Raw genomic sequence first — 26,254 nt, 5'->3', positions numbered from 1 at the left:
TTTCTAGCCTGCTGCCTCCCGTAGGAGTCTGGCCCGTGTCTCAGTGCCAGTGTGGCCGTTCACCCTCTCAGGCCGGCTACCCATCATCGCCTTGGTGAGCCTTTACCTCGCCAACAAGCTAATGGGGCGCGAGCACATCCTCAGGTGATAGCTTGCAAGCAGAGGCCATCTTTAAACTTCTGAAGATGCCTTCGGAAGTTGTTATAGAGTATTAGACCGGGTTTCCCCGGCTTATCCTCTTCCTGAGGGTAGTTTACTCACGTGTTACTCACCCTTACGCCACTAAAACCTATCCATCCTTGCGTCAAGAAAGGTTTCCGTTCGACTTGCATGGCTAAGACACGCCGCCAGCGTTAGTCCTGAGCCAGGATCAAACCCTCCGAAAAAAATTTCATAATCGAAGAATTTGTCTTGCAAAAGAAAAAAGTATAGGAATCCCACGCACACACTATTCTATTGTCAAAGATCGAAAATACAAAATCCAATATAGAGAAAAATAATTTTTTTGTCAAGCTCTAAAATAAAATTTTTTATTTGCTGAACTATTATACCTTAATAAACAGAAAAGTTCAAAAAAAAAGCTTGCTTTGGTTTCACGATGGAATATAAAATGCTCATCGTGGTTTAAATGAATTGGAAAATAATTTTCTTGCTCTTTTTGAACGCGATTTTCTTTCACAGTTGCGTCAACCCTTTTTCTCCGCTAATGGCTCCACCGAGCGGGAGCGACGACCCGGTAAAACCGGATACACCCGAAAAGGTTTTACAGAACCTGACCATTTCATACAGAATATTAGACCTTGACCTCTATTTGTCCTGCCTTGACTCCGCGAGTTTTGTTTTCTACTTTGACCCGTACGACGAAGGCTTTGAACAGTATCTCGCCGCTCTTGGAATTTACCAGTATCAGTGGGGATACGAAGAAGAGAAAAATTCAACAGAGGCGATTTTTTTGTCCATGCAAGAAACAGGTGAAGTCATCGTTCCGGTTTTCATCGGATCCGGGGTATATTACACGGATTCTTTCAACGCTGTAATAACGCGCGATTATACTTTCGACCCGCCGGTCATCCATGGAGAGTTGGTCAGGGGGAAAGTCATATTTTATCTTTCCAAGTTCGGCACCGACTGGAAAATAACAACTTGGAGAGACATGGTTAATGGCTGATCTGACAGTAATTTCGGGAGGGCTGGTTGTTCCCGATCCTCCGTCTCCCGGATTTGTTGGCGATGTAGTAATACAAAACGGAAAAATATTGGACCTGCTCCCTCCGGGGAGCATTTCCGGTTCAATCCTCATCGACTCAACTAACTGCGTCGTCACACCCGGTTTTATTGATATCCACGCTCATTTAAGAGAACCGGGATTCGAATACAAAGACGATATAGCCTCCGCTACTGCAGCTGCACTTTCCGGAGGCATAACGACTGTTTTCGCCATGGCTAACACAAAACCGGTCATCGACTCTCCAGAAAAGGTAAAAAGACTCATGGCGTTGATTTCGAGAAAATCCCTGTGCAGGGTTTTCCCTATAGGGGCAGTGAGCGCGGGTCTGAAGGGAAAGAGAATCAACGATTTGGAAGGCATGTCGAGAGAGGGGGCGATAGCTTTCAGCGACGACGGAATGCCCGTCAGAGAGCGAATATTTCTTGAAGCCGTAAAGAAAACTGAAGCCGTCAACCGGATAATCATTCAACACCCTGAAGACGAGAAAACAATCGGCGTAGGAGTTGTTTTAAGAGGAAAGTGGTCTGAGTATTTCGGCGTCGAAGGAGTTGACCCTGAAAGTGAAAGCAGATGCGTGTTGAAGAACATTGAATCCATAGAAAAGAATGGCGGCAGAATACATTTTACGCACGTCTCTTCGAGAATGTCTGTTGAACTTATCAGGCGTGCAAAAAAGAAGAATCTCGACGTCAGCGCCGACGCGACGCCTCATCATATATTTTTCACAGCCCAGAGGTTGAAAAAAATGGCGGGAAACGCGGTGATGAACCCTCCTCTCAGAAACCCAAGGGACCGAAACGCGATTTTAGAAGGTATTTGCGACGGGACAATCGGTATGATCGCTACGGACCACGCCGGTCATTCCGCTGAGGAAAAAAAAGCGCGGCTTTCTGATGTACCCAAAGGAGTCATAGGTTTTCAAACTCTCGGAGGCGTAGTGTTCGGGAAAATCGCCGAAAAGACCGGAGTTGAAAAGGCTGTCGCCCTTGTGACGTCGAATCCAGCCGACAGATTTAACCTGAAACTCGGACGAATTCTGCCGGGGATGACCGCGGATGTGACGGTTTGGAAGTTGAAAAATACAAGAGTCAGAGCGGAAAAATTTGTGGGAAAACCGAGAAATACTCCCTTTGAAGGGGTGACAATGCCGGTTTTCGCTTACAAAGTTTTTTTGGACGGCAAAATGGTCTTCGACGCAGAAAGAATTTAAGAGTAAGATTAAAAATATGGAAATGTTTGTTAAAAGGAGGGACCTGTGAAAATTATAGTTATCGCGATTTTCGTCCCGTTGTTTTTAATGGCGGAACCTGTACCTGAGCTTGAATACTACTGGGAGCAACCCCAGAAAATATCTCTCGGTTTTTCAGGAGGGGCGATAGAAAACGCTCCGGCTTTTGGAGCGGAGATGCTTTTCCCACTCGGAAATTTTTACCTCAGACCGGCGGTATACCTGACCGCTAAAGACGATGAGAAATTTTCTTGGTTCTACCCTTCCTTTGATTTTTTAGTTAAATTTTACGGCAACGACAGGACTTCATACAGGTTTTACCTTGGTTTGGGCGGGCATCTTGGCGTATGCATGCAAGATGACAGAAAGGACGTCTCCTCCGCCTATGGGGGACAAGGTTTGGTAGGGTTTGATTACACCCTCACGAGAAAGAGTTCTGTTTTTTTGGAACTCGGAGCCCAGGGTTCATCCTATACTGTTGATGAAGAGGACAAAACACATGTCGGCGTACTTGGCAAAGTTGGATTGAGGTTGACAATATGAAAAAAGGCAGAAAATTTGTTTCGATAACCCGGGAAAAACTCGAAAGCTTCTGTGAGCATTTAAAACAAAAGGGAGTTGACGCTTTTCTCATTCAGGATTTCGAAAACGGACGCAGTTCTTCGCTGAGATATTTTTCAGGTCATCCCGAGGACGCTATGTTGATAATTTTGGCCTCCGGGAGGAGAATACTCATACCGTGGGATGTGATAATGGCCGAAAAGGTCGCCGGAGTCGAGGAGATAGTCGATTTCGGAAAAAAGGGAGGGTCGTACTTCGCAGCGCTCGAGACGACGCTGAAAGATATTTTGGGTGATAAATACACGATAGAACTGCAAAACACGGTAGGGTATTTGGAACACAAATACTACAAGAAAAGACTGAAAGGGGCTAAAATCGTCGTATTCGACTCACCCAAGAAATCAGCAGATTATTTTATAAACCGATTGAGGATGCATAAGTCTCAGGGAGAGATAAAACTTCTCAAGAAAGCCTGCGAGATAACAAATACGATAATTCAGGACATAGAGAAATACTTGAAAAAAAACAAAAAAAACGAGAACTTCAGGGAAAACAGCCTCTCTCTGTTCGTCGAGATGAAAGCTCTGGAATACGGCTGCGATTCGGTGTCCTTCGAGACAATTGTCGCCAACCCCGACAGGTCCTGGTCTATCCACACCAACCCGAGGGCAGGTTCAGGAAAATTGGTGAAACCGGGATTGTCTCTCGTGGATTTCGGAGTCACTTACAAAGGGTACAAAAGCGACGTCACAGTCAGTTTTTCTTTGGGAAAACTGTCGAAAATCCAGGAAAAAATGATCCACACCGTCGAGAACGCGCAAAGAGAAGCGATCAAAGTCGTGAAACCTGGCGTCTTCGCTCATCAAATTGCCGAAGCTGCAGACCTGGTAATAAAAAAAGCCGGCATGAACATGCCGCATTCTTTGGGGCACGGGATAGGTCTTGATGTCCATGACCCCGGCAGAATAGTCACAAAGCCGAAAGACGAAAAAATGCTCAAAAGGTTTAAACCGCTAAAAATTGAAGAAGGAATGGTTTTCACGATTGAACCAGGAGTCTACCACACCCGTTATGGAGGCTGCAGGCTGGAAGACGACGTTTTGGTTACGGACACGTCTTGTGAAGTCCTGACAAAGTCGAGGTTCATGAGAATTTGATACCAAAAAAAGCAGTTGTTCTACTTTCCGGAGGGCTGGATTCCTCAGTCCTCCTTGCTTTTGTGATCAAGAAGGAAAAAATGCTCGCTTTGCCCATGGTTTTTGATTACGGGCAAAGGCATCGAATTGAAATTGAATCGGCAAAAAAAGTAGCTCGGTCTCAGGGCTGCGAACCCGTGAAAATTTTCAGTATCGACCTCTCTTCATTAAAGGGTTCAAGCCTTACGGACCTTTCTCTTGAAGTGCCAGACAACAAGGAAATTGGGTCAAAACTTCCTAATACTTATGTCCCGGCGAGGAACCTGATATTTCTTTCAATCTCCTCCGCTTGGGCTGAAGTCTCCGGAGCTGAGGCGGTTTATTACGGCGCGAACGCGATTGACTATTCGGGCTACCCCGACTGCAGACCTGAATTCACAGAGTGTTTTCAGAAAACTGTGAATCTCGGAACAGGATACTTTTTCAAAGACGCAAAACTTTCGATCAAAGCTCCTTTTTCTAAAATGAGAAAACACGAAATAATCAAACTCGGAAGCGAACTGGGCGTCGATTTTTCTCTGACTCATTCCTGTTACAATCCCACGAAAGAAGGGAAGGCGTGTGGTAAATGCGACAGCTGCAAGATAAGAAGAGACGCTTTTATTAAAGCAGGCATAAAAGACACTACAAAATATGCTCAAGATCTGTGAGATATTCAGATCGATACTCGGAGAATCTTCTTACGCCGGGTTTCCTTTTGTGCTCGTAAGAACCACGGGCTGTAACCTCAGATGCTCTTGGTGCGACACAAGTTATGCTTTTGATGAAGGTGAAATGATGTCCGTTGCCGACGTGTTGAAAAAAGTAGACGAGTTCGGCGTGAAAAAGGTTCTTTTAACCGGCGGAGAGCCTCTTCTTCAGGAGGATATTTACCCTCTGTCGAAAGAACTTTTGAAAAGAGGGTATTTCATCGTGGTGGAGACCAACGGGAGCATAGACATCGGCAAATTGGACAGGAGGATTCACATCTCCCTCGATAGCAAGCTTCCCTTGTCGGGGATGAGCGAAAAAATGCTCTGGTCGAACTTTGATATATTAAAAAAAACAGACGACGTAAAATTTGTCGTTGCGGGAGAAGAGGATTTTGAAGCCGCTGCGCGAACTATAGCAAATCGTGATCTTTCAGGAAGGGTTAATTTAATTTTCTCTCCGGTATTTGAAAAGGTCAAACCCAGGGAGTTGGCGCGCTGGCTCATCTTTTCAGGGATAGACGCGAGGCTTCAGCTGCAGCTTCACAAAATTATATGGGAACCCGGCAGGAGGGGGGTTTGAAAAAACATTTTCTTAAAATACTCAAGTGGGGGTTGATATTTTCAGTGTTAGCGCTCCCGCTTTTACCCGGTCAGAACGGGGACAATATATATCTGGGGGCGGTCTTTAATTCCTCGCACTTTTTCATTTCTGGTTTGGTGACTTTTTTTTTAGCCCGAAATAAGAAATCCGGATTGATGATTTTTCTGGCTTTTGCTCTCCCTGTTGCTGCGGCATGCGCCGTTGAAATTCTCCAGCTTTTTTACGCAGACCGGCATGCGGGTTTTGACGACATAGCGAGAAGCGCCATGGGTAGCATCAGCGCTCTTATTTTGCTTAAAGGAAGAAAAAATTTCTTGTGGGGAGCGGTATTTTCGGTGTTTTTTCTTTACGCGTCCTTTTACGACCTTGCGAGCCTGATTGTAAGGCAAGACCTCATGAAATCCCGATTTCCGGTTTTGGACGATATAAGCGCCCCTTTTTACACAAAAGCCTGGAAAGCGAGAAAAGAAGCTGAAATCTCAATAAAAGACGATGAAATGATATTCACCGCTTTTCCAAACGGCATGTGGTCAAACATAGAATCGAACATTCTTCCTGCCGATTGGAGCGGGTATGAAAAGATGTTCGTTAGAGTAAAGTCTTCAAGAGAGACCGTCTGCCATATTCAGCTGAGGTCTGACAAAGGAAGATTTTACGGTGAGTTCAGAACAGACACATTTTACCAAACGTATTCTTTGGATCTTTCTCAATTCAGAAACGGAGAAGAAACACTTGGCTCTGATTTCAAAATAAATGGCGTCTCAATATTCCTCTCAAAACCCGAGAAGCTGACTGTTTTGAATATAGAGAGGATCGAGCTCAGATGACTGTTACCGACACTCACGCGCACCTTCAGGATCCAAGACTTTTCAACGATATCGACGGGGTATTGGACAGAGCGATAAAAGCAAGTGTCCACAAAATCGTAGTAGTTGCCTATGATGAAGAGTCGGTCGAGACGGCGAGGGAAATCGCCGCCAACAGAGAGGGCATTTTCTTCACGGCTGGCTGCCATCCGCACTACGCAGAAAAATTCTTTCTCAAAACTCCATTCTGGATGAGCGACGAAAAATTTTTAAACAGCGAGAAATTGTTGGCGATAGGTGAAATCGGATTAGACCTTTATTATGGATTTGCTCGAATAAATGACCAGATCGAAGCATTCGAGAGGCAGATCCAGTGTGCGGTGTCCGCGAATCTTCCGGTAGTGGTTCACTCGAGAAACGCTATTGAAAAAACTCTTGAGGTGTTGGCAAATTACCCTTCTGTCAGAGCTGTCCTGCATTCGTTTGAGGGCGACAAAGAGCAAGCCCGTGAATGCGTTGACAGAGGTTATTTTCTGTCCTTCAACGGTATATTGACTTTTAAAAAAGCCGACCGAAAGGATGTCCTCAAATACGTTGGAACCGAAAATGTAGTGCTGGAGACTGACTGTCCTTATTTGTCCCCCGAACCGCACAGGGGCAAGACAAACGAACCGTCAAGAATAAGGGATGTCCTCAAATTTGCTTCTTTATTGCTGGACAGGGATGAAGAAGAGACAGCTTTTAAAATTGAAGAAAACGCAAAAAAACTGTTTTCCAAAATGAAAGGAAAATGAAAACACCGGCTGAACTGGCGAGAATAGGAGCCAAGCCTAAAAAGTCGCTTGGGCAGAATTTTCTCGTGGATAAAAATGCCGCGAAAAAAATTTGCGATGCAGTACCTTTCGAGAAAAATCTGAGAATAATTGAAATTGGTCCGGGGACAGGGGCATTGACTTCTCACCTGGCTGAAAACACTGATGATTTGGTCCTCGTGGAGAAAGACCGCGCACTCGCCGGGTATCTAAAGGAGAAATATGGCCAGAAGGCAGTGGTCCTGGAGGGTGACTTCCTGAGAATTGACCCGAAAGAAATTTTAAAAGGGGGAAAGGCGGAAAATCCTTCAGATAGGAAGAACTTTCTCGTGGGCAATTTGCCTTACAATATCAGCAAGAGGATACTCAGATACTCTCTGCTGATGAGAGGTTATTTGAGGGGTTGTGTCTTTACATTGCAGAGAGAAGTAGCGGAAAAAATCACCGCGCCGGTGAATTCAAAGAACTACGGAATACTGTCAGTTTTGTTCGGATTTTACTCGAAAATTAAAGTGACGACGAAGCTTGGGCAAGAGTGTTTTTTCCCCAAACCGGATGTATTTTCCGCGACCGTGAGAATATTGTTCGCAGAAGAGCCACAAAACCCCGATTTTGTCGGAGGGGATTTTGAAAAAATAGTCAAGAGCTCTTTCAGGCATCGAAGAAAAATTCTTTTGAACAACCTCAAAGAATTCTACGCAAAAGAAGAGTTGGCTCTCGTGGAAGGTTATCTTCACAAAAGACCCCAAGAAATCAGCCCCGTTGATTTTGCGGAAATCTCCATAAGGCTCGGGAAAAAATGACCTTTTTATTCGTACTGATGAGTTTTTCTCTAAACATAGAAACTTTCACTTTGTTTAAAAACAACATCCTCTCTTCAAATTTACTGCTGAGAAATTCATTTGAGAAATGGAATTACAGAATCGATCCCGAGGCTTCTTGGAGCGGGAAAAGAAATCTCGTTTCAGGCTCTCTTGATGAAAAGTACAATTTTTCTTTGCTGTCCAGAAAGGACGCCAACATAATTGCAGTGACGGCGGATTTTTCCAGGATAAAAAACACCTCGGCGACGACAACCTTTCAGACATTCAAACTATCTCTGGCGAGAGACGCCGAATTGAGAGGATTTTCTTTCAGGACTACAGTTGCCCCATCTCTGGAGACTTATTCGGCGAGATCGGATTCATTTTCACAGACCTCAAACCCTGGAGTCTCTTTTGGAATTGAAGCGCGTAAAAAGCTTTCGTTTATTAACATGCTGTCCGAACTGACGGCTGAGATAAAAAATTTAACTAAAAAATACAGCGCAAAAGCCGATGTTTCTGTTCTCACGAGCAGGTTTCAAAATTACCTCGAAGGAAAAGTTGAAGTCGAATCTTACCCGGCGACTGCGGGCAGGACAAGGTTCAACAAATACGAGTTATTTTCCGAAGGCAGGTGGGATTTTTTTGCCGCTGAATTCGGCGCGGCTCAGAGTTATTGGCAGGCAAAATACTACTCTAAGAGATATCCGGAAAGCGGTTTATCTTCGGAGGAAAACCTTTTCGTCCAAACCGGTCTGTATTCAAACGCTTATTACAAGATCTTCACGTTAAAGGCGGATTTCTCGCAGGGGTTTGGTTTTCACAAAAGACCGGAATTAGGCGACGAAAATATATTGACTTCCAAGTTGTTCTGCTCTTTGTCGTTCTCGGCTGAAAAATTTTCCGGAAACGCCAGCGGCTATATGTCTATATATAGGTTTGACCAGGCTTCTCTCGAGTCTTCCGGCGACTACGACGTGTCAGATCGCGGCGCTGGTTTGAATTTTATATTCTATCTGACCGACAGGATCAACGCCGAAGGTTCTTTTTTTTACAGGGACAACAGAACTATTTATTTGTCTCGTTATTATTCCGAAAGCAACACCGAACACAGAACTTACAGTGTGTCGGCAGGAGCTTTTTTCAGGCCGTGCGACTTTTTTAAAATCAGGCAGAGATCGACAATCAAAACAGACTACACTTTTTTCCTGTATTCGAGCGACAAAAACGTACTTTTCAGAAAATACGAAAATACCCTGGAGACGGATCTGGAGATTTATCCGGGAATCGCTTTATTTTTCGACGGAACACTGTCCATTCAGGACAGGGGAGGCTACAAAAAAACGGATGAAACCGGAAGCGGAAAATGGTATTTTTTGAGAAACAGGTACATAAGAGATTTTGATATCCTTTCTGGGGTGAGAATAGGGAATTTTGAGAGATTTATCAAGCCATTTTGCGGAATCGTCGAAAAAGCTGTTTTTCGGGCGGAGGGGGAAACAATTGGAGGTCTTGAATCTTATTCGCTTAAAGGATACGCGGGGATTGGTTTGGAGTATTCTGGATCGAGAGGCGAGATAGTTTTGGATCTGCGGAACACTATAGACAACAAAGGCGATGATCAATGGGAAGCAAGTTTTTATTCTCTGTTATGGTTTTAACCCTGTTGCTCTCCTGCACTCTTTTTTCACCAAGAGAAGCCGAGGACCCGATAGGGTCTGATTTCTGGGTGGAGCCATTTTCGCCGGGAATTTCTGTCATGAATTTCGTCAACAGCATAGAAAGAAAGAGCGCCGCTAATTACTCCAGAACTCTCACTTCGAATTATTCTTTTGTCCCCTATTACCCCGATACCTTGGGAAGCGGCGGTCTTTTCGAAAATTGGGACAAAAACAAGGAGGGAGAATACGCGAACATTCTCTTTTCCGAAATACAATCCCCTATGCTGGTCTTGTCTGCCGTTCAAAGGGATTCAACGGATTCATGCGCATTTTTTTACTACGATTACGAATTTTACGGAGACTCGCAAGCCGAGGGTCTCATTTTATTTTACATGGTCTCGGACCTATCCGGGGTATGGAGCATAGAGAGGATTGAAGACCTCGGTGGCGAGAGTTCGTCTTGGACTAAAATGAGAAAGGATTTGTATGAAAGGAACAGCGGCTTTAATTGAAGAATTAAGGCCTAAACAGTGGATTAAGAATATATTCGTCTTCGCGGCGCTTGTATTCACAAGGAAATTCACACAGCTCGAACCCTCCGTTCTTTCTTTTTCTGGATTTTTTGCCTTTTTGGGAGCGTCGAGTTTCGTCTACGTTGTAAACGACATAATAGATCTTAAAAAAGACAGGCTTCACCCGGTAAAATCAAAAAGGCCCATAGCATCAGGCAGGATAAAACCCTTATCTGCTTTCATTTTTGTTTTAGCCCTACTCTTTCTGACGAACATTCCATGGATTTATTTTTCTCACAAGTACGGTGTTTTAGACTGGAAAATGCCCGGGGCTGTGGCGGCTTACACCATGATGACGCTCGCTTATTCTCTATGGCTAAAAAAAGTTGTGATCGTGGACGTGATGATAATCGCTCTCGGCTTTGTCATTAGAGCTGTCGGAGGGGCTTTCGCCATAGATGTTCCGATATCATCTTGGTTTCTGATAACCGTTCTGCTTCTCTCTCTTTTTCTTGGTCTTATCAAGAGAAGGCAGGAAATATTCATGGAGAGAAACGAGTCTCACAGAGAAGTGCTGAAGCACTACACTAAAGAACTCCTCGACCAAATGATAATAGTTGTCGCTTCTGCCACAATAGTTACTTACGCGATTTACACGGCGGAAAAAAAAGGAGCAATTTTATTGCCCTATTCCACTATTTTTGTGATATATGGTATATTTAGATATCTGTTCGTTGTGCATCTTCAAAAGGAAGGTGAGATGCCTGAAAAAGTGATATATTCAGATCGACCTTTTCTCGTCAATTTGCTGCTATACAGCATTTTTGTGATTTTGACAGTTATTATTGACCCTGAAGTTTTTAAGTGAGGAGTTTTTTATGAATTTAAAGGCAGTTCTGAAGCAGATGGTGGAAAAAGAGGCTTCTGACCTTCATCTGAAAGCTGGAAGCCCGCCAATTCTCAGAATATCGGGAAAACTCAATTTGATGAAACACCCCCCTCTTTCTCCGGAAGAGCTCAAAACCGTGATCGTCCAGCTCATGACTCCGGAGCAGCAGAAAAAATTCGCAAGGGACAAGGAACTCGACTTTGGTGTCGGAGTTCCCGGATTAGCCAGGTTCAGGGTGAACGCTTATCTCCAGAGATCCAGCATAGCCCTCGCTCTTAGAACCATTCCCATGCACGTCAGACCTCTTGAAGAGTTGAACCTCCCTGCGGTTCTCAAGGATCTGTGCATGAAACCGAGGGGAATGATTCTTTGTACTGGAACTACAGGAAGCGGAAAATCGACCACTCTCGCCGCAATGATAGACTACATAAACGAACATGTCTCAAAGAACATCATAACAATCGAAGATCCTATAGAGTTTTTGTTCACCGATAAAAAAAGCGTGATCAGCCAGAGAGAAATAGGGACCGACACCAATTCATTCTCCCTCGCTCTCAGACAAGCCATGAGGCAGGATCCGGATACGATTCTTGTCGGAGAAATAAGGGACATGGACACTATTGACACCGCTTTGAAAGCCGCGGATACCGGACATCTTGTCATGTCTACCCTTCACACTCTCAACGCGGCTGAAACAATAAACAGGGTCATCTCTTTCTACCCTCCTCATCAGCAGCAGCACATAAGGGTTTTGCTTTCTACAACTCTCGTGGCAGTCATTTCTCTGCGTCTGATTCCCAGAGCTGACGGAAGAGGGCGTGTGCCGGCGGCTGAAGTAATGATCAACACTCCAACAATAAGGGAATACATACTCGATCCTCTCGAAACTCTGAAAGTTCCACAGGCTATTGTCGAAGGGGCTCAATACCAGATGCAGAGCTTTGACCAGTCAATAATGAACTTTTACGAAAAAGGCATTGTCTCCTACGAAGACGCCATAGAAAACGTCAGTAATCCTGACGAATTCAAACTCAGGCTAAGAGGAATTCAAAGCACTTCCGACAGAGGCTGGGAAGATTTTTCGGCTTGACGCCTTTTGTTGTTTAGATGAGACTTTTTTTCGCATTTGATATACCGGAAAGTGTCAGAAAAAGTCTTTGGGAGTTTTCGTCTGAAAATCTGAAATCGCGAAATTCGACTTTGGTCGCTAAAGAAAACATACATGTGACACTGAAATTTCTGGGTGATGTCGCGGAAAAAAATCTTCAGCTTCTCAAGGATCCCGCCGAAAAAACGGCTTCGTCCGTGATTTGCTTCAAAGCCAGATTGGGTTTGTACTGTATTCTCGGGAACAAGGTGGGATGCGTGGGTATCGCCGAAGGCAAAGAAAGTTTTATGCGTGTTTTTGATAAACTTGAAGAAGAATTGGGTGAAGCAGGAATTGAAAAGGACAAACGGAGATATTTTCCCCATGTCACCTTGGCGCGTTTCAAAGGAAAACCGGACCAAATGAAATTTAGAGAGCTGACCGATGACGTTTTCGAAATCAACTCTTTTGTCCTATACAGCAGCGTTCTCACGCCGGGTGGCGCTGTTTACAAAGAACTCGACCGCTTTTTCCTGAAAGGAGACTGAAATGGCAAAATCTGCGGGTAAGGAAGCTCTGGGGAGAGAAAATTTTTCGGATAAAGAAAAAGCGATAGAAAGCGCTATGAAATTGATTGAAAAACAATTTGGCAAAGGTTCCATCATGAGGCTTGGGGACGACACCAAAGTTGAAATTCCGGCTATACCAACGGGTTCTCTGACGCTCGACGCAGCTCTTGGAGTCGGAGGGATTCCGAGGGGAAGAATAACGGAAATCTTCGGTCAAGAAGCATCCGGGAAAACCACCTTGGCTCTTCATATAGTTGCCAACGCTCAAAAAGCGGGAGGTAAAGCGGCGTACATAGACGCTGAACACGCTCTTGACCCTGTATACGCGGAGAAATTGGGCGTCAACGTAGAAGATCTTATAGTCTCTCAACCGGACACAGGAGAGCAGGCGCTTGAAATTTCGGATTTACTCGTGAGGTCAGGAGGATTGGATATTCTCGTCGTCGATTCTGTCGCCGCTCTTGTCCCTGCCGACGAACTCAACGGAGAGATGGGCGACGCGCAAATCGGGCTTCAAGCGAGGTTGATGTCAAAGGCGATGAGGAAATTGACAGGAGGAGTTTCCAAAAGCGGAACCGCCGCGGTTTTCATAAACCAAGTTAGATACAAAATCGGCATAATGATGGGGAATCCGACTACTACACCGGGTGGGCTCGCGCTTAAGTTTCATTCTTCCTGCAGGCTTGAGATCAAGAGGATAGGAACGCTCAAAGTAGCGGATCAAGCTGTGGGAAACGAGATAATCGTCAAGGTAGTCAAAAATAAAGTCGCTCCTCCTTTTAGAGAAGCCCATTTCGACATTCTTTTCAACGAAGGAATATCCAAGCATGGTGAAATAATCGACAAAGCTCTTGAATTAAACCTGTTGAAGAGATCCGGAACATGGTATTCGTACAAGGATGAGAACATCGGTCAAGGCAAGGAAAACACGAGAAACTACCTAAAAGAGCACTCCGAAATCTCTTCCGAACTTGAAAACGCGATAAGAAAAGAATTAGGTATTGAGATTAGGGAGAAATAGTTCTTGAATGAAAACACCATTGAGTCCGTCGAAAAAAACAAGAGAGGGTGGACTTTGAAGATAGACGACGGATCGGAATATTCTACGGACGTTTTGTTTGACAAATGGAAAAAAGGCGCGAGCGTCTCTGGCAGAGAATTGTATTTTCTGAAGACAAAAGATGAGACGTTAAAAGCTCTGGAAAAAGCTTATGTTTTGTTGTCTTACGGCGACCTTACCGAGAAGGAGCTTTCTGAAAAGCTGCTCTCTCGGAATTTTTCTCATATTTCTGTGAAGAGAACTGTAAAAATTCTCAAGAGAAAAGGTTTTTTGGATGATTTTTGCATCGCTGAAAATATGCTGAAAAAATTCACGGAAATAAAACCCGCCGGCGGTTATTACATCAAGAGAAAAATGAAAGAAAGAGGCATAGAGGAAGAAACAATCCGAATTTTCTTTGAGAAAGCCGTTTCAAGAGACGAGTTTTCTCTTGCTCTTGCCGTGGCAGAAAAGAAAAAGAGAAGAAAAAATATCGTATCGGCTCTTTTGAACAGAGGGTTTTCCCTGGAAATCGCGCGAAAAACTGCCGACACAATCAAAGAGGAGAAAGATGAACACTTGGAACAACCTGGTTCATAAGATTGACCGTGGCAAAAAAGCGCTTTTTTTTCCGTTGCTCGATCCAGATAAAATCGACCTCAGCAAAGTGGCTTTTATTGCTCAGAGCATTAAAAATTCTGGAAGCGATGGAATTTTAGTTGGAGGATCGACGCTTTTCACGGATTCTCTGAGAAAATTCGTTCTCGACTTGAAAAGTACATCAGGCTTGCCTGTGATTATATTTCCGGGAAACTCAAAATTCATAGTTCCGGAAGCTGACGCGGTATTTTTCCTGACGCTGATTTCAGGGAGGAATTCGAGGTGGCTCATAGAAGAACAACTAGAAAACGCTGTTTTCGTGAACAAATACAACCTTGAGAGCATTCCGGTTGCTTATATTCTCATAGAGTCTGGGAAAAAGACCGCCGTGGAATTTATAAGCAACACCAACCCCGTCCCGAGAGACAAGAAAGAAATATTCGTGGCTCACGTGATGGCGGCAGAGTACATGGGAATGAAGAATGTGTACCTCGAAGCAGGAAGCGGCGCAAAAGAGACGGTTCCCCGTGAATACATCACCAAAGCAGGGGAGATTTGCTCTGGAAAGGTGATTGTCGGGGGCGGTTTAAACAAACCGGAACAAGTGTCGGAAAAGGTGGAATCTGGCGCTGACCTAATTGTTGTAGGAACCGCGATCGAAAAGGATATTTCCATCTTGAAAGAGATGGTGCTCGCCGCTCATGGGTCGTAATCCGGGATTTTATGAAGATCAACCGTTTTATATGTCCAGTTAAAGTAAACCTTTCTCTTCAAATCATCGGCAAAAGAGACGATGGGTACCACGAAATCAAGACGACTTTTCAATCCCTTGATTTAGGCGACAGGATTGTTTTCAGACAGTCATGGGGAAAGGATACTCTGTCTGTCAGCGGAGAAAAAGTTCCCGCCGGTAATAATAATCTCGTTCTGATAGCTCTCGCGGCGGCGAGAAGAAAACACCCCGAAATCCCTTTTTTTCATGTCGAACTCTACAAAAAAATTCCTGCAGGAACCGGTCTTGGCGCGGGATCTTCAAACGCGGCGGTCGCTTTGCTCTATGCTTTTGAAAACGTGGATGAGAAGGGAAAAGAAAGAACAATGGAAGAGACTGCTCTTGCGACAGGAAGCGATGTGCCGTTTTTTTTGAAAGGGGGAAGAGCGAGAGCGGAAGGCAGGGGAGATATGCTCGCTTTTGGAGAGAAGACTTTTGGCGGAAGATATGTCCTGATCATTCCAAAAGAGAGAATTTCAACAAAAACCGCCTATCAATCTTATGACTTGACAGATGAGCATGAAAAGTATAAAAGAAAAACTTTTCAGTTCAGAGGTGAAATCCTCTGCAACGATTTTGAGTCTGTTGTTTTTAAAAGTTACTCGAAATTGGAGTTTTACAGAAACACGCTTCTCGAAGCCGGAGCGGATTTCGCGTTGATGTCCGGTTCGGGTTCGGCGATATACGGTTTCTTTAGCGAGAATAAAGACGCCGAGAAAGCTTTGCTTTTCTTAAATAAGGGAATTAGGGAAAACGAGGTTATGATTTTTTCGGCAAATCCGAGAGAAAGATGGAATTCTGTGTGGGATTTGTCAGTATGATGGGGCGTCGTCAAGTGGTAAGACACGGGATTTTGGTTCCCGCATACGGTGGTTCGAATCCACCCGCCCCAGAAAAATAAAAAAAGGATTATGAAAATACTTAACGGAAACAGCAATGTCACGCTTGCACATCGTGTTTGCGACTACCTTAAAACAGATCTGACAAGGTCTAAAGTTGACAGGTATCCAGACGGTGAAGTCAGGGTGAGGATTTTGGAAAGCATAAGAGGAGACGATGTATTCATACTACAATCGACATTTCCGCCGGCGGAAAACATCGTTGAACTGCTTTTGCTCATAGACGCCGCTAAAAGAGCTTCCGCGAGAAGGACGACGGCGATAATGCCATATTTCGGCTATTCCCGACAGGATAAGAAGGATGAACCGAGGGTTCCCATATCAGCTAAGCTGATATCTGATATCATATCCAAAGCAGGAGCTGACAGAATAGTCACACTCGACCTTCACACCGAACAACTCTCGGGTTTTTTCAACATCCCTTTCGACCATCTCTACAGTTCCTACATCGCAGTGAAATACTTTTCGGATTTGAATATTTCAGACCTCGCTGTTTTGTCTCCAAACCTGGGGAGGATAGCGAAGGCGAGATTTTTCGCCAACCAGCTCGGGGACTTGCCTCTTTCTGTAATAGACAAAAGGGGTAAAACTCCTTTGAGGCACAAATTGAACCTCATTGGGGACGTCAAGGGGAAAAATGTCTTGATAGTCGATGATATTATCGATACTGGAACCACAATCGAGAACGCCGTTAAAACCGCACTTGAGAATGGTGCAAAGAAAATATACGTGTTTTGCGTTCATCCCCTGCTTTCGCAAAACGCTATGGAGAAACTGGAAAACTTGCCTATAGAGCAATTCGTATATACGGACACGATTCCGGTCACCCAAGATAAAACCAGAAGTTTTTTCAAGGAAGTTTCCGTATCTTCGATTATTGGTGAGGCTATTCTGAGAATCCACGAAGAGGCTTCGTTAAGTTCACTTTTCTCATAAAAAAAGGAGTGATATATGCATAGATTTAGTATTGAAGTGGAAAAAAGAGAAACCATGGGTAAGAACAAAGCTAAATCCTCGAGAAAAAATGATTTAATTCCGGGGGTTGTCTACGGGCACAAAGAGAAGAACAGACATTTTTTGGTCAAAAGAGACGACATGGTGCCTTTGCTAAGGAAGCTAAAAGGGGAACCCGCGATCATAGAATTGAGTTTTAAAGACGAAAGCGGCGACAACATGATGACAATCATCAAAGAGTACCAGAAAGACCCTATGACCGACAGGCTTATCCATTTGGATTTACAGCTCATTCACGCGAAAGAAGCGTTAAAAGTGACAGTGCCGGTTGTCACAAAAGGGACTCCAGAAGGAGTGAAGACAGGCGGTATACTCGAAATTTCATTGAGGGAACTACATATCGAGGCTCTTCCCGACAATTTGCCAGATAATATAGAATTGGATGTCAGTTCCTTGAAAATGGGAGACAAGATCCATGTCAAGGATATTGAATTCAAAAACGCTCGGTGCCTGAACGAATCCTATCAGCTTATAGCGGCTGTTATTGCTCCAAAAGCAGCCAAAGCCGCTGAAGAAAAAACTGAAGCTGAAACTGCCGTGAGCGCCGAAGGTGCGGAATCCGCAGAAGCAAAAGAGGAATGAAGTTATTTGTCTTCGGATTGGGAAACCCTGGGAAGAGATATCAAATGACGAGGCATAACGCAGGGATGATGGCTCTGGACAGATTTACCGAGTCCTTTGGAGGAAAATGGCTTAAGAGACCGGATTATCATAAATCCATAGTCGATCTCGGGGGCGTGAAACTCGAACTCGTGAAGCCGCAGAAGTTCATGAACACAAGCGGCGAGGTGCTCGGGATAATTGGCATGAAAGAAGATGACCTTAAAAAATCACTTTTTGTAGCCGATGATTTTGAAATCGAACTCGGAAATTTGAGGTTCAGGAGATCGGGTAGCAGCGGAGGGCATAAAGGTTTTTTGTCAATTCAGACATGGGCTGGAAAAACCTACCAACGCCTGAAAATAGGTATAGGTCCTCTCCCTGAGGGGGAAGATCCCGCTGATTTCGTCCTGAGCCCATTCGATGAAGCTCAAGAAATAAAACTCAGGGAGACCTTATGCAAAGCCGCCGAAGCATTGGAAGACTGGGCTTTGAAAGGCATTGATTACGCCATGAACAAATATAACAGACTGAGATGTTCAAAGGAGGAACAAAAGGATGAATAAGTACGAAAACCTTCTCATAATTGACGCGAGAATAGGCGATGAAAAATTGAGAGAAATCCTCGAGGATATAAAAGATTACGTGTCCAAAAACCAGGGCGAAGTCCTTTCTCAAAAAGAAGCTGGAAAAAAAGAACTCGTAGTGAAAAACAACAAAAAAATCCAAAGCAGTTACATTTTTAATATATTCAAATCTTCGCCTTCTTTTATCGAGGGGTACAGACGCTATTTAAACATGAAACCGGAGATTTTAAGACATTTCGTCGTCCGGGTTGAAGAACCTGAAAAGGAGAAAGCAAATGCCTGACGGAAAAATCAGGGTTCCGAATATCAACTTTTTGATACTGTCAGGGAGAGTGGCGTCGGACCCGGAAGTAAAATTCACGCAAAGCGGCAAGCAGTTCGCTTCTTTCGCCATAGCCGTGAGTACTCCCAAGAGATCTAAGAGTGGAGACGGATGGGCTGACCCGGACACGTTTTTCATCAGAGTTACAGCTTTTGATTTCTTGGCTGATAAAGTACAAGCTAATCTTCAGAAGGGCACACCGGTCATCGTCGAAGGAAGACTTAGAGGTTATAAATACAACACGCCTGAAAAAGAAAACATAAAAGCTTTTGACGTGACGGCTTCGAGGATATATCCTCTTGTTTTTGCTTCTAACGCCTCTTTTGAAGTTTCCGGTGGTGAAACTTCGGATTATGTATACAACGAAACCTCTCAAAACGAGGAAGACGATATTCCGTTTTAATAAATTTTAGGAGGAACAAATATGAAGGTGTGCATTTTGTGTAAAGAGAAAAAGGATACAATCGATTACAAAGACGTCGAGAAGTTGGAGAATTTCATCATGGAAAGCGGAAAAATTCTTCCCAGGAGAATTACTGGTCTCTGCTCACTTCATCAGAGGAAGGTCAGCAAAGCCATAAAAAAATGCAAAAACTCCGGATTGATGCCGAGCGTCATTGAATATTACAGGTGAGGAGGAGAAGTGAAAGTAGTTTTAAGAGACGTGGTTGATAAACTCGGCAAAACAGGGGATGTGGTAAACGTAAAGAAGGGTTACGCCAGAAATTACCTTTTACCTAAGAAACTCGCTGTTGCAGCCACTCCCGGCGCTTTGAAAATGGTAGAGGAATTAAGACAGCAGAGGCTGAAAAAAGCGATGAAGGGGAAAGCCGAAGCGGAAGAACTTGCCTCAATGATAGAAGAAAAGAGCATCACGATCAAAGCTAAAGCTTCGCCCATGGAAAAGCTTTATGGATCCGTAACCGAGAGAGACATAGCGAGGCTACTGAAGGAACAACACGGCATAGAGATAGACCGGCACAATGTATTCATGAATGAACACATAAAAAAACTGGGCAGCCACACCGTTAAAATTGTTCTTCACTCAGAAACTGAGGTGAATTTGCCCGTTTGGGTCATAAGGAAGGAAGAGAATAATTGAATATAGTCGCTCTGGACATAGGGAATTCGAACCACAAGCTCGCTCTGCTGACGGGGACACCTCCGCGAGTCAAACTTTGCAAAACCTTCACTGAAGTCCCGAACAGTATTCCTCCTTTGCCTCAGGGATTCGATTCGATAACCATATCGTCAGTTGTGCCTGAAAAATCATTTCAGTGGATAAGACTGCTTTCTGAATCAGTCAAAACCGATGATATTAAAATACTCGACAGAAAAATTTTAAAACACGTGCCCATGGAAGGGCTTGACGAAGAGACAATCGGCCTTGACAGAATTTTGGCGATCATCGGAGCAATGGTCAGGAAACAACCTCCGTTTGTCCTAGTAGACAGCGGAAGCGCGATGACATTCAATTTTGTCGACAGAGACGGAATCTTTCGCGGAGGTTTCATCATGCCGGGAATACAGATGATGACTGAATCTCTTTCCTCCTGCGCCGGTATTGGAAAAATCGATCATACAAAACTTGAAATCAAACTCCCTGTCGCCTCGACAACGTTTCAGTCTGTTTCCAACGGAGTCTATTTTTCGGTTAAAGGAGCTGTTGAGCTCTCCCTCGAAAAGATTAAAAATGACACCGGAATACTTCCGGATTTGATAATCACCGGAGGGGGGGGAGAAATCGTCAAAAATTGGGTCGAAAAAGGAGAATACTTTCCCTACCTTGTTTTAGAAGGTATCGCCGTTGCCTCTTCCTGAAATTCATTTCCTGGCTCCCGACATAATTTCCATGAAAAATCAAATAGAGTCTTTTTGTAAAAGCCTGTCGAAAGACGATTTTGTGGCTCTTGTAGGACCTCTCGGAGCTGGCAAGACGTTCAGCGCTCAGGTCATATGCTCATATTTTAGTGTAAGAGACAAGGTAACAAGCCCTTCTTTTGGATTTGTAAATTACTACGAAGGGGAAGTGGGGATATATCACATAGATTTATACAGGATGAAGGACAAGGGAGATCTATCCTTTATGGATTGGGATGAAATAATAGTTTCAAGCGCTTTAAAACTCGTCGAATGGGCGGACAAACTCGAAGATAGATATCTTCCCGTACCTCGATGGCAGATTCTTATCGAATTCATTGAAAAGGGCAAGGGCAGAAAAGTAAACATAACCCGATTGGAGAGAACTGTTTGAGTTTCATGGGAATAGACACTTCTTCGAAGGGGATCGCGCTTTCGGTTAAAAATCCCTGCGGTAGCGAAATTCTCATATCCAGGCATTCGAAGAGGGCGGGTGGAGAAGATGTAGTGTTGATTATGGAGAAAGCGTTGAAATCTCTTAACATGAAAGCGCAGAATATTCATAGAGCCGCTATAGTAACCGGTCCGGGATCTTTCACTGGATTGAGAGTGGGGATGGCGTTTTTAAAAGCGTTTTATCTGGGGACGAAAATTGAAATTAAGGGCATTAACACACTCTACGCCCTCGCCTGGAAGCACAGGAAAATTTCAGAATACATACTTTCGGTCAGAGAAGCCAGAGCCGGCGAATTTTACTGCGGATTTTTTAAAAATTCTAAAACCGGGTTGGCGCCGATTTTCTTGACAGAGTCTCTCAAAATCGATTCCCTGAAAGAGAAAATTGTAACCAAAGAGTTCGTGGTCGCGGGAGACATAGACAATAAAATCTCTTCGTTTTTGAATGAATCCGGGTATATTGCTTCTCCTGTGGGAGAAGGGCAATTCGAAGAGCTGGCTTCAAGCCTTTTTGAACTCTGGGACAATCCTTACACGAAAATTCTGGAAGCTTCGTCCATGGTTCCAGACTATATAAATCCTTCTCCGGCAGGTGTTTAAATTTTATTTTTGCGACTGCATCATTTGCATGAATCACGGGTTTGGCGTCTTAATGTATAGAGTTGCTTTTATTTTTTTGGCAGTTTTTTTATCCTGTCCGCGATTTCCCTGAAGCTGAATACGTGAGTCTTGTTGTTTATGAAGATGTAAAGGGAAAGGATCAGAACAATCTGGATTGTCGAACCTAAATAGTTGACGAAAAAAGAGTTCCAGAAAAGGCATAAAAGAACCCAAGGCGTAAAAGAGATCAAATTGAATTTTATCCTATATGGTATTTTATACAGTCTTTGGGACAGAACCATGTTGATAATGAACATAACGGAAAACGATACCATTGTCGCGATAGCCGCACCTTGCAGTTTGAATTTCGGAATCAGAAATATGTCGAGAGTCAGGTTTAAAACTATTCCTATAAGCGTGGAATAGGTCAAATATATGGTTTTGTTCTTGATGTATATTCCAAGTAAAAAGTATTGCAGGTTGAAGACAATATTGCTGACGATTAGAAAAGGGACGATTGTTTTTGCAGGATAATACTGTTCCGTGGAAAGCATTGATATGATTTGATCTGAGAAAAAAACCACAAACAGCATGGTCCCGACCGCGAAGAAATTGAAAAGATCAAAAACCCTCGCGTAGTTTTTCCCAGAATCTATTTCTGAATAAGTGCTGTAAAAATAAGGTCCCCACGCGTTTCTGAAACCTGAAGACACGGCTGATATGACAGCGGAGATTTTCGCCCCTAAAGAATATATTGCCACCGATTCGTATCCGATAAAGTATCTTATGAGAAATCTGTCGGCAAAAGTGAGAACGAGCAAAGTGCTTGTGTAGGGTATCAGAGGAAGAGCAAAGAGCGAGACCTTTTTTATCCAGTTATTGTCGATCACGAAAACAAAGTTTTTTCTCAACAGTAAAAGAAGGACAATTGCGGTGATCAAAGAAGCAAGTGTTATACCGGACATGAAACTCCGAGCCGCATCTTTCATGAACGCTGAAAATACAAGTACGAGGACGAGAGAGAACAGAGGAGAAAAGTTATAAAAAACGATATAAAGTTTAGGGTTGAGGTCCCACTTGAAAAAGAGGGAGAGAAACTTTTCCTGGGTGCTTAAAAAGCTGAAGACCAAAAGTAAAATGAGAACCAAAGAGCTGGATATTTTTGGGAAAAGTGCGCTCTTTAGAGGGAAAATTACCGCACCGGAAAGAGTAAAAGTCGTAAATGAAAATAGAAAAAGGGCGAAAAAACAGGAGGAAAATATCAATTTTTTTTCGTTTGAAAATTGTTTGTCAGTATAAAAGCGGCCGAGAGCGCTGGAAATTTGTATGCCGCTGAAAGAAGTGGATATCAGAGCTATGAAAGTCAGCAGGTAGGATATAATTCCGTATTCTTCAAGGGTGAAAATGTTTGTGTACGTTTTTACTGACAGTATGTTTACTATCTGGTAAAATACAGCTCCGGCTGAATATATGAATATATGTCTAAGAAGTGTTTTCAGATTCATCGAAGGTTATTATAATTGCATTTGTCATGAAAGTTGAAATTATTTCTGATTGTTTTGAAAAGTTTCCTGAAGAAGGTATTTTTCATCGTGAGCTTGTCAGAAGGGCAGGCGAACTCTTGGGCTGTAAAACAGGTTTTTTCAGCGCCAAGACACAAAAAATTGAAATTCTTTTTTACACGTTTTCCAAAGGTCAGAAAATGACTGCTGTTCCAACTTTGCCTTATAGCTGTGTTGTCTCTGTAGAGGGAGAAAATACAGGAAAAAGTTTTGAAAGGCACTATCTCTGTGCCGTAGAAAAAATTTCTGAGATTTTGCCGAAAAAAACCGTCATATTGGCATCCCCAGATATTTTTGACGTCAGGCCGTTTATCTGGTGCGGGTTTAAAGCTGAAATCCTATACACATACGTGGCTTCTCTGGATTGGGATAAGGCGTCTATTGAAAGAGAAGAGTTAAAGCAGATAAAAAAGGCGGAGAATGAAGCGCGGTTTTTTGAGGATTGGGAAGACAAAGAAGAACTGGTCGAACTGCTTTTTTCATCGTACAAAAGACACGGGAGAAAACCCCCTTACGACAAAAAATACATCATCGAAATGGCGAGAAAAGCCGAAGAGCTATCTGTTCTGAAATTAAGAACCGCCACGGACCCCAACGGCAGGCCTATAGCTTTCAGGGCGTCTTTGACAGGCAGTGAAAAGAGCTATGACTGGATTGCGGGTTCCTCTCAAAGCGGTCTGGAAATTGGTGCGAACGCCATGCTTTTACAAAGGTCCATATTCGAAGAAGTATCAAAAGGCAGAAAATTCGACCTCTGCGGCGCCAACACCAGATCTATTTCACTTTTCAAAGCCGGTTTCGGTCTGAAACTGAACAGGTATTCCAGGCTTTGGAGATAATAAAAATATTCGATCCGTCTCTTTCGCTGAAAAGAAAACCGGAATTGAAAGGCCTGGTAAAAACAGCGCTGGAATTGTCCGGAATCGTTTTCCGATTTGTCCAAAAGCTGCCGTGTGACGTCGTTTTCACGGAAGGCGCCAACAAGGTTATGAGAGAGAAAGCCATGGCTATTGACTCGAGCGCTCTCAATTCTGTCTTTGAAGGATTCCAGGGGAGAAGTATGGATTCCGGCTATTTTTTAGAGAACTTCGCTGACAATATTTCGAAAATCATATCCGAAAATTTTCCTGAAAAGGCTCTTTTTGTATCGAGATGGCCTCTTAAATCGCCCTACGCGGTCGTCCTGACTCACGATGTCGACAGGACCAGATTTTTTTCTTTGACTAATTTTATCAGGAACATCATTCGGAAAACCCATGACTATAATTTTAAAAGGGCGGTTTATTTTTTGCTCCATCCCAAAGACGACCCTTATTATTGCCTTGAAAAGCTTAAGGATTACGAACAGAACATCGGAGTCAAGTCCACGTTTTTTTTCCTCACGGTGAAAAGAGACGAACATGGGAGGCGTTACAACCTGAAGAAAATGAGCGGTTTTTTGGAAGAACTTAGGAAAGACGGCTGGGAAATCGCTTTGCACGCGAGTCTGCAGTCGAAGAGAAAACCGGAAAAGCTTAAAACCGAAAGGAAAATAATCGAAAGGGCGTCAGGAAATCAAATCAAAGGAATCAGGTACCACTATCTCATAGAAGATGAAAACATTCTTTATACAGCAGACCTTGAAGGTTTTTCCTACGATTCTTCCGTGGCACATCCGAGAAAATGGGAACTTATCAGGCCTTCCTGCTCATACTACTACCCTTGGCACACGGGTTTTTCAAGGTATTTGAAAATAAGGGAATTTCCGATAACCCTGACCGACATGGCAATTTTGGCTGGAGAGAAATACTCTGAAGAACACGTCAATTCGATAAAAAGCCAGGGCGGTATCTTAAACCTTCTCTGGCACCAGAGGATGTTTTCCCAAATGTTCAATGGAATTTTCTCAAGAATCTATGAAAGGGTCATAGAAGAATCAAAGAGAGAGGGAGCTTGGATTGGGACTTTGTCGGATTTAGATGAATACTTGTTTTCCAGACAACACTTGACAGCGATCGAGGAGAAAAATGCCCTTAGAGCCGGGTCAGACCTTAAAGAAGCGGTGCTGTTTTCAAAAACTATCGATTTTACTCCCGTAATAAGGGGTAGAGGCGATATCGGGCGAATCGGAAGGCGTGAATTCAAAATAAATCTTTTTGCCGGAGACGAAGTTGCATTCGATTAACAATAAGAAAATCATCATGGTTGTGTTTTCTATCGCCACCGAAGACAGAAGAGTGATAAGAGAGGTGAACGCTCTTTCCGAAGTTGGTTTTGATGTCGAGGTGTTCTTCCCGTATTTTAAGAAAATGCGACGTAAAATTCCAGAAAAAGGCAGGTTTGTTGAAGTCAAATCAGGTGTTTTTGTTTCTACTCCTCTTAGATTCGCGGCTTTTTGGCTGAAGGTTCTGGGTAACGTTTACAGCATAAGACCATGGGCGATCCATTGTCATGACGTAAACACTCTGCCTGTCGGGTTTTTGTTGGCAAGGTTGAGAAAATGCCTCTTGGTCTACGACAGCCACGAATACGCTGCGGGTGTCAAAGAATTGAAAAATAACACTTTAAAAAGAATATTTTGGTCGAATGTCGAATCTTTTTTCGCCAGTAGGGCTGATGTGATTATCGCCGTGAACCGGCATATATCGAGAATGCTGAGAAGGTTCAGAAAACTAAAATTGGATCCGATAGTTCTTATGAACGCCAGTGAACTTCACAGGTCAGGCTTTTCAATAGCCCGAAAGAGGACTTCGCCGAAAATTGTCTATCACAGCGCGCTCGTTCAAGGCAGGGGAGTTGACCAAGTCATCAAGGCTTTCGGGAAAATCGAGCAAGCTTCTCTTTTTATCTATGGGAAAGGAAAAGAACGAAAGAGGTTTGAAGCTCTGGCGAAAAATTTTGGCGCTAATGTGGTTTTCGGGGGATGGGTTGAGCCCGAAAACCTCGCCTGCTCTCTCGAGGACGCAGATGTCGGGCTGTCCTTGATTTCAGGGGATTGCTTAAACAACAGGCTTTCGTCTGCGAACAAAGTTTTCGACTACGCATGCCTGAAAATTCCGCAAGTCGGTTCTAATCATCCGGTAATGAGGGAGCTTATAGCAAATGAGGGAATCGGGGTTTGCGTGGACGAAACAGACGAGGAAAGCATCGCGAAAGGGATAAAAAAAGTGTTGTCGGATGATGATTTTCGAAGGGAGTTGTTGCGCAACCTGGATGAAAAAAACGAAAATTATTCATGGGACAAAGAGAAACTGAAACTTCAGAAGCTTTACAAAAGACTGTCACAAAGGATTTGAAAATTTGGCGGATTTTAAATTTT

General features: G+C 43.6%; 32 protein-coding genes, 1 tRNA gene and 1 rRNA gene. 32 read left to right on the top strand and 2 right to left on the bottom strand.

Translation table 11 applies throughout. The annotated features are described in order from the left end of the window. A 16S ribosomal RNA gene (locus tag JXA84_05750) occupies positions 1-386 on the bottom strand; the annotation flags it as partial. Positions 387-628: 242 nt separating this feature from the next. On the opposite strand from JXA84_05750, the gene JXA84_05745 reads away from it, so the two are divergent. The 29 genes from JXA84_05745 (at position 629) to tsaB (ending at position 21,394) form a co-directional block, all read left to right on the top strand. Then, on the top strand, positions 629-1,168 hold the full coding sequence (locus JXA84_05745) for a hypothetical protein (protein ID MBN1150706.1): 540 nt from the start codon (positions 629-631) through the stop codon (positions 1,166-1,168). Beyond that, entirely contained in the window at positions 1,161-2,438 is a 1,278-nt protein-coding gene (locus tag JXA84_05740; protein ID MBN1150705.1) for a dihydroorotase, read from the top strand. The genes JXA84_05745 and JXA84_05740 overlap by 8 nt, the downstream gene beginning before the upstream one ends. Before the next feature lie 45 nt (positions 2,439-2,483). After that, positions 2,484-2,999, top strand: a complete 516-nt coding sequence (locus tag JXA84_05735; GenBank protein ID MBN1150704.1) for a hypothetical protein — start codon at positions 2,484-2,486, stop codon at positions 2,997-2,999. Then, the gene (locus tag JXA84_05730; GenBank protein ID MBN1150703.1) at positions 2,996-4,174 is read left to right on the top strand and encodes an aminopeptidase P family protein; all 1,179 of its coding nucleotides are present in this window, start codon (positions 2,996-2,998) and stop codon (positions 4,172-4,174) included. The genes JXA84_05735 and JXA84_05730 overlap by 4 nt, the downstream gene beginning before the upstream one ends. Next, entirely contained in the window at positions 4,171-4,863 is a 693-nt protein-coding gene (queC, locus tag JXA84_05725) for a 7-cyano-7-deazaguanine synthase QueC (protein ID MBN1150702.1), read from the top strand. The genes JXA84_05730 and queC overlap by 4 nt, the downstream gene beginning before the upstream one ends. Beyond that, positions 4,847-5,485 carry a radical SAM protein gene (locus JXA84_05720; GenBank protein ID MBN1150701.1) on the top strand — a complete coding sequence of 213 codons (639 nt, stop codon included), beginning with the start codon at positions 4,847-4,849 and terminating at the stop codon, positions 5,483-5,485. Before queC ends, JXA84_05720 begins: the two co-directional genes overlap by 17 nt. Beyond that, a complete protein-coding gene (locus JXA84_05715; protein MBN1150700.1) occupies positions 5,482-6,333 on the top strand; it encodes a hypothetical protein in 852 nt (283 codons plus the stop codon). Before JXA84_05720 ends, JXA84_05715 begins: the two co-directional genes overlap by 4 nt. Next, positions 6,330-7,106, top strand: a complete 777-nt coding sequence (locus JXA84_05710) for a TatD family hydrolase (GenBank protein MBN1150699.1) — start codon at positions 6,330-6,332, stop codon at positions 7,104-7,106. The genes JXA84_05715 and JXA84_05710 overlap by 4 nt, the downstream gene beginning before the upstream one ends. Beyond that, positions 7,103-7,927: a ribosomal RNA small subunit methyltransferase A gene (gene rsmA, locus JXA84_05705; protein MBN1150698.1), complete on the top strand. Its 825-nt coding sequence runs from the start codon at positions 7,103-7,105 to the stop codon at positions 7,925-7,927. The genes JXA84_05710 and rsmA overlap by 4 nt, the downstream gene beginning before the upstream one ends. Positions 7,928-7,944: 17 nt before the next feature. Continuing rightward, the gene (locus JXA84_05700; GenBank protein MBN1150697.1) at positions 7,945-9,588 is read left to right on the top strand and encodes a hypothetical protein; all 1,644 of its coding nucleotides are present in this window, start codon (positions 7,945-7,947) and stop codon (positions 9,586-9,588) included. Beyond that, on the top strand, positions 9,579-10,100 hold the full coding sequence (locus JXA84_05695) for a hypothetical protein (GenBank protein MBN1150696.1): 522 nt from the start codon (positions 9,579-9,581) through the stop codon (positions 10,098-10,100). Before JXA84_05700 ends, JXA84_05695 begins: the two co-directional genes overlap by 10 nt. Next, positions 10,075-10,968: a UbiA prenyltransferase family protein gene (locus JXA84_05690; GenBank protein MBN1150695.1), complete on the top strand. Its 894-nt coding sequence runs from the start codon at positions 10,075-10,077 to the stop codon at positions 10,966-10,968. The genes JXA84_05695 and JXA84_05690 overlap by 26 nt, the downstream gene beginning before the upstream one ends. A 10-nt stretch (positions 10,969-10,978) precedes the next feature. Further along, complete coding sequence (locus JXA84_05685) at positions 10,979-12,079, top strand: type IV pilus twitching motility protein PilT (GenBank protein MBN1150694.1); 1,101 nt, start codon at positions 10,979-10,981, stop codon at positions 12,077-12,079. A 17-nt stretch (positions 12,080-12,096) separates the two neighbouring features. Further along, positions 12,097-12,624 carry an RNA 2',3'-cyclic phosphodiesterase gene (gene thpR, locus JXA84_05680; GenBank protein MBN1150693.1) on the top strand — a complete coding sequence of 176 codons (528 nt, stop codon included), beginning with the start codon at positions 12,097-12,099 and terminating at the stop codon, positions 12,622-12,624. Between the two features lies 1 nt (position 12,625). Continuing rightward, positions 12,626-13,666 (top strand): recombinase RecA, encoded by a 1,041-nt coding sequence (recA, locus tag JXA84_05675; protein MBN1150692.1) that lies wholly within the window; start codon positions 12,626-12,628, stop codon positions 13,664-13,666. A 3-nt stretch (positions 13,667-13,669) separates the two neighbouring features. Continuing rightward, complete coding sequence (locus JXA84_05670) at positions 13,670-14,284, top strand: RecX family transcriptional regulator (GenBank protein MBN1150691.1); 615 nt, start codon at positions 13,670-13,672, stop codon at positions 14,282-14,284. Further along, positions 14,256-14,996, top strand: a complete 741-nt coding sequence (locus JXA84_05665; protein ID MBN1150690.1) for a geranylgeranylglyceryl/heptaprenylglyceryl phosphate synthase — start codon at positions 14,256-14,258, stop codon at positions 14,994-14,996. Before JXA84_05670 ends, JXA84_05665 begins: the two co-directional genes overlap by 29 nt. 11 nt (positions 14,997-15,007) lie before the next feature. Further along, entirely contained in the window at positions 15,008-15,877 is an 870-nt protein-coding gene (gene ispE, locus JXA84_05660; protein MBN1150689.1) for a 4-(cytidine 5'-diphospho)-2-C-methyl-D-erythritol kinase, read from the top strand. Then, positions 15,878-15,949 (top strand) — tRNA-Gln (locus tag JXA84_05655). Between the two features lie 18 nt (positions 15,950-15,967). Continuing rightward, a complete protein-coding gene (locus JXA84_05650) occupies positions 15,968-16,891 on the top strand; it encodes a ribose-phosphate pyrophosphokinase (GenBank protein ID MBN1150688.1) in 924 nt (307 codons plus the stop codon). A gap of 15 nt (positions 16,892-16,906) precedes the next feature. Then, positions 16,907-17,551, top strand: a complete 645-nt coding sequence (locus tag JXA84_05645) for a 50S ribosomal protein L25 (protein MBN1150687.1) — start codon at positions 16,907-16,909, stop codon at positions 17,549-17,551. Continuing rightward, positions 17,548-18,135, top strand: coding sequence for an aminoacyl-tRNA hydrolase (locus JXA84_05640; GenBank protein MBN1150686.1), 588 nt, complete (start codon positions 17,548-17,550; stop codon positions 18,133-18,135). The genes JXA84_05645 and JXA84_05640 overlap by 4 nt, the downstream gene beginning before the upstream one ends. Further along, positions 18,128-18,439 carry a 30S ribosomal protein S6 gene (gene rpsF / locus JXA84_05635; protein MBN1150685.1) on the top strand — a complete coding sequence of 104 codons (312 nt, stop codon included), beginning with the start codon at positions 18,128-18,130 and terminating at the stop codon, positions 18,437-18,439. The genes JXA84_05640 and rpsF overlap by 8 nt, the downstream gene beginning before the upstream one ends. Then, entirely contained in the window at positions 18,432-18,881 is a 450-nt protein-coding gene (locus JXA84_05630; protein ID MBN1150684.1) for a single-stranded DNA-binding protein, read from the top strand. The genes rpsF and JXA84_05630 overlap by 8 nt, the downstream gene beginning before the upstream one ends. A gap of 21 nt (positions 18,882-18,902) precedes the next feature. After that, entirely contained in the window at positions 18,903-19,112 is a 210-nt protein-coding gene (locus tag JXA84_05625; protein ID MBN1150683.1) for a 30S ribosomal protein S18, read from the top strand. A 9-nt stretch (positions 19,113-19,121) separates the two neighbouring features. Beyond that, a complete protein-coding gene (locus JXA84_05620; GenBank protein MBN1150682.1) occupies positions 19,122-19,580 on the top strand; it encodes a 50S ribosomal protein L9 in 459 nt (152 codons plus the stop codon). Beyond that, a complete protein-coding gene (locus JXA84_05615) occupies positions 19,577-20,299 on the top strand; it encodes a type III pantothenate kinase (GenBank protein MBN1150681.1) in 723 nt (240 codons plus the stop codon). Before JXA84_05620 ends, JXA84_05615 begins: the two co-directional genes overlap by 4 nt. Next, entirely contained in the window at positions 20,286-20,732 is a 447-nt protein-coding gene (tsaE, locus tag JXA84_05610; GenBank protein ID MBN1150680.1) for a tRNA (adenosine(37)-N6)-threonylcarbamoyltransferase complex ATPase subunit type 1 TsaE, read from the top strand. The genes JXA84_05615 and tsaE overlap by 14 nt, the downstream gene beginning before the upstream one ends. After that, positions 20,729-21,394: a tRNA (adenosine(37)-N6)-threonylcarbamoyltransferase complex dimerization subunit type 1 TsaB gene (tsaB, locus tag JXA84_05605; protein MBN1150679.1), complete on the top strand. Its 666-nt coding sequence runs from the start codon at positions 20,729-20,731 to the stop codon at positions 21,392-21,394. The genes tsaE and tsaB overlap by 4 nt, the downstream gene beginning before the upstream one ends. A gap of 68 nt (positions 21,395-21,462) precedes the next feature. Here the strand turns inward: tsaB and JXA84_05600 are convergent, their stop codons facing one another. Next, the gene (locus JXA84_05600) at positions 21,463-22,899 is read right to left on the bottom strand and encodes a polysaccharide biosynthesis C-terminal domain-containing protein (GenBank protein ID MBN1150678.1); all 1,437 of its coding nucleotides are present in this window, start codon (positions 22,897-22,899) and stop codon (positions 21,463-21,465) included. Between the two features lie 26 nt (positions 22,900-22,925). On the opposite strand from JXA84_05600, the gene JXA84_05595 reads away from it, so the two are divergent. From JXA84_05595 to JXA84_05585, 3 genes are read left to right on the top strand one after another with little or no spacing between them, the layout of a single operon-like run. Next, positions 22,926-23,795: a GNAT family N-acetyltransferase gene (locus tag JXA84_05595; GenBank protein MBN1150677.1), complete on the top strand. Its 870-nt coding sequence runs from the start codon at positions 22,926-22,928 to the stop codon at positions 23,793-23,795. After that, positions 23,786-25,120, top strand: a complete 1,335-nt coding sequence (locus JXA84_05590; protein ID MBN1150676.1) for a hypothetical protein — start codon at positions 23,786-23,788, stop codon at positions 25,118-25,120. The genes JXA84_05595 and JXA84_05590 overlap by 10 nt, the downstream gene beginning before the upstream one ends. Beyond that, positions 25,107-26,231, top strand: coding sequence for a glycosyltransferase family 4 protein (locus JXA84_05585; GenBank protein ID MBN1150675.1), 1,125 nt, complete (start codon positions 25,107-25,109; stop codon positions 26,229-26,231). Before JXA84_05590 ends, JXA84_05585 begins: the two co-directional genes overlap by 14 nt. Positions 26,232-26,254 lie beyond the last annotated feature (23 nt).

It is taken from the genome of candidate division WOR-3 bacterium (assembly GCA_016926475.1).
Classification (GTDB): Bacteria; SDB-A; SDB-A; order SDB-A; family SDB-A; genus JAFGIG01.
The sequence above is the reverse complement of the archived record's forward strand: the minus strand, read 5'-3'. Positions and strand labels throughout refer to the sequence as shown.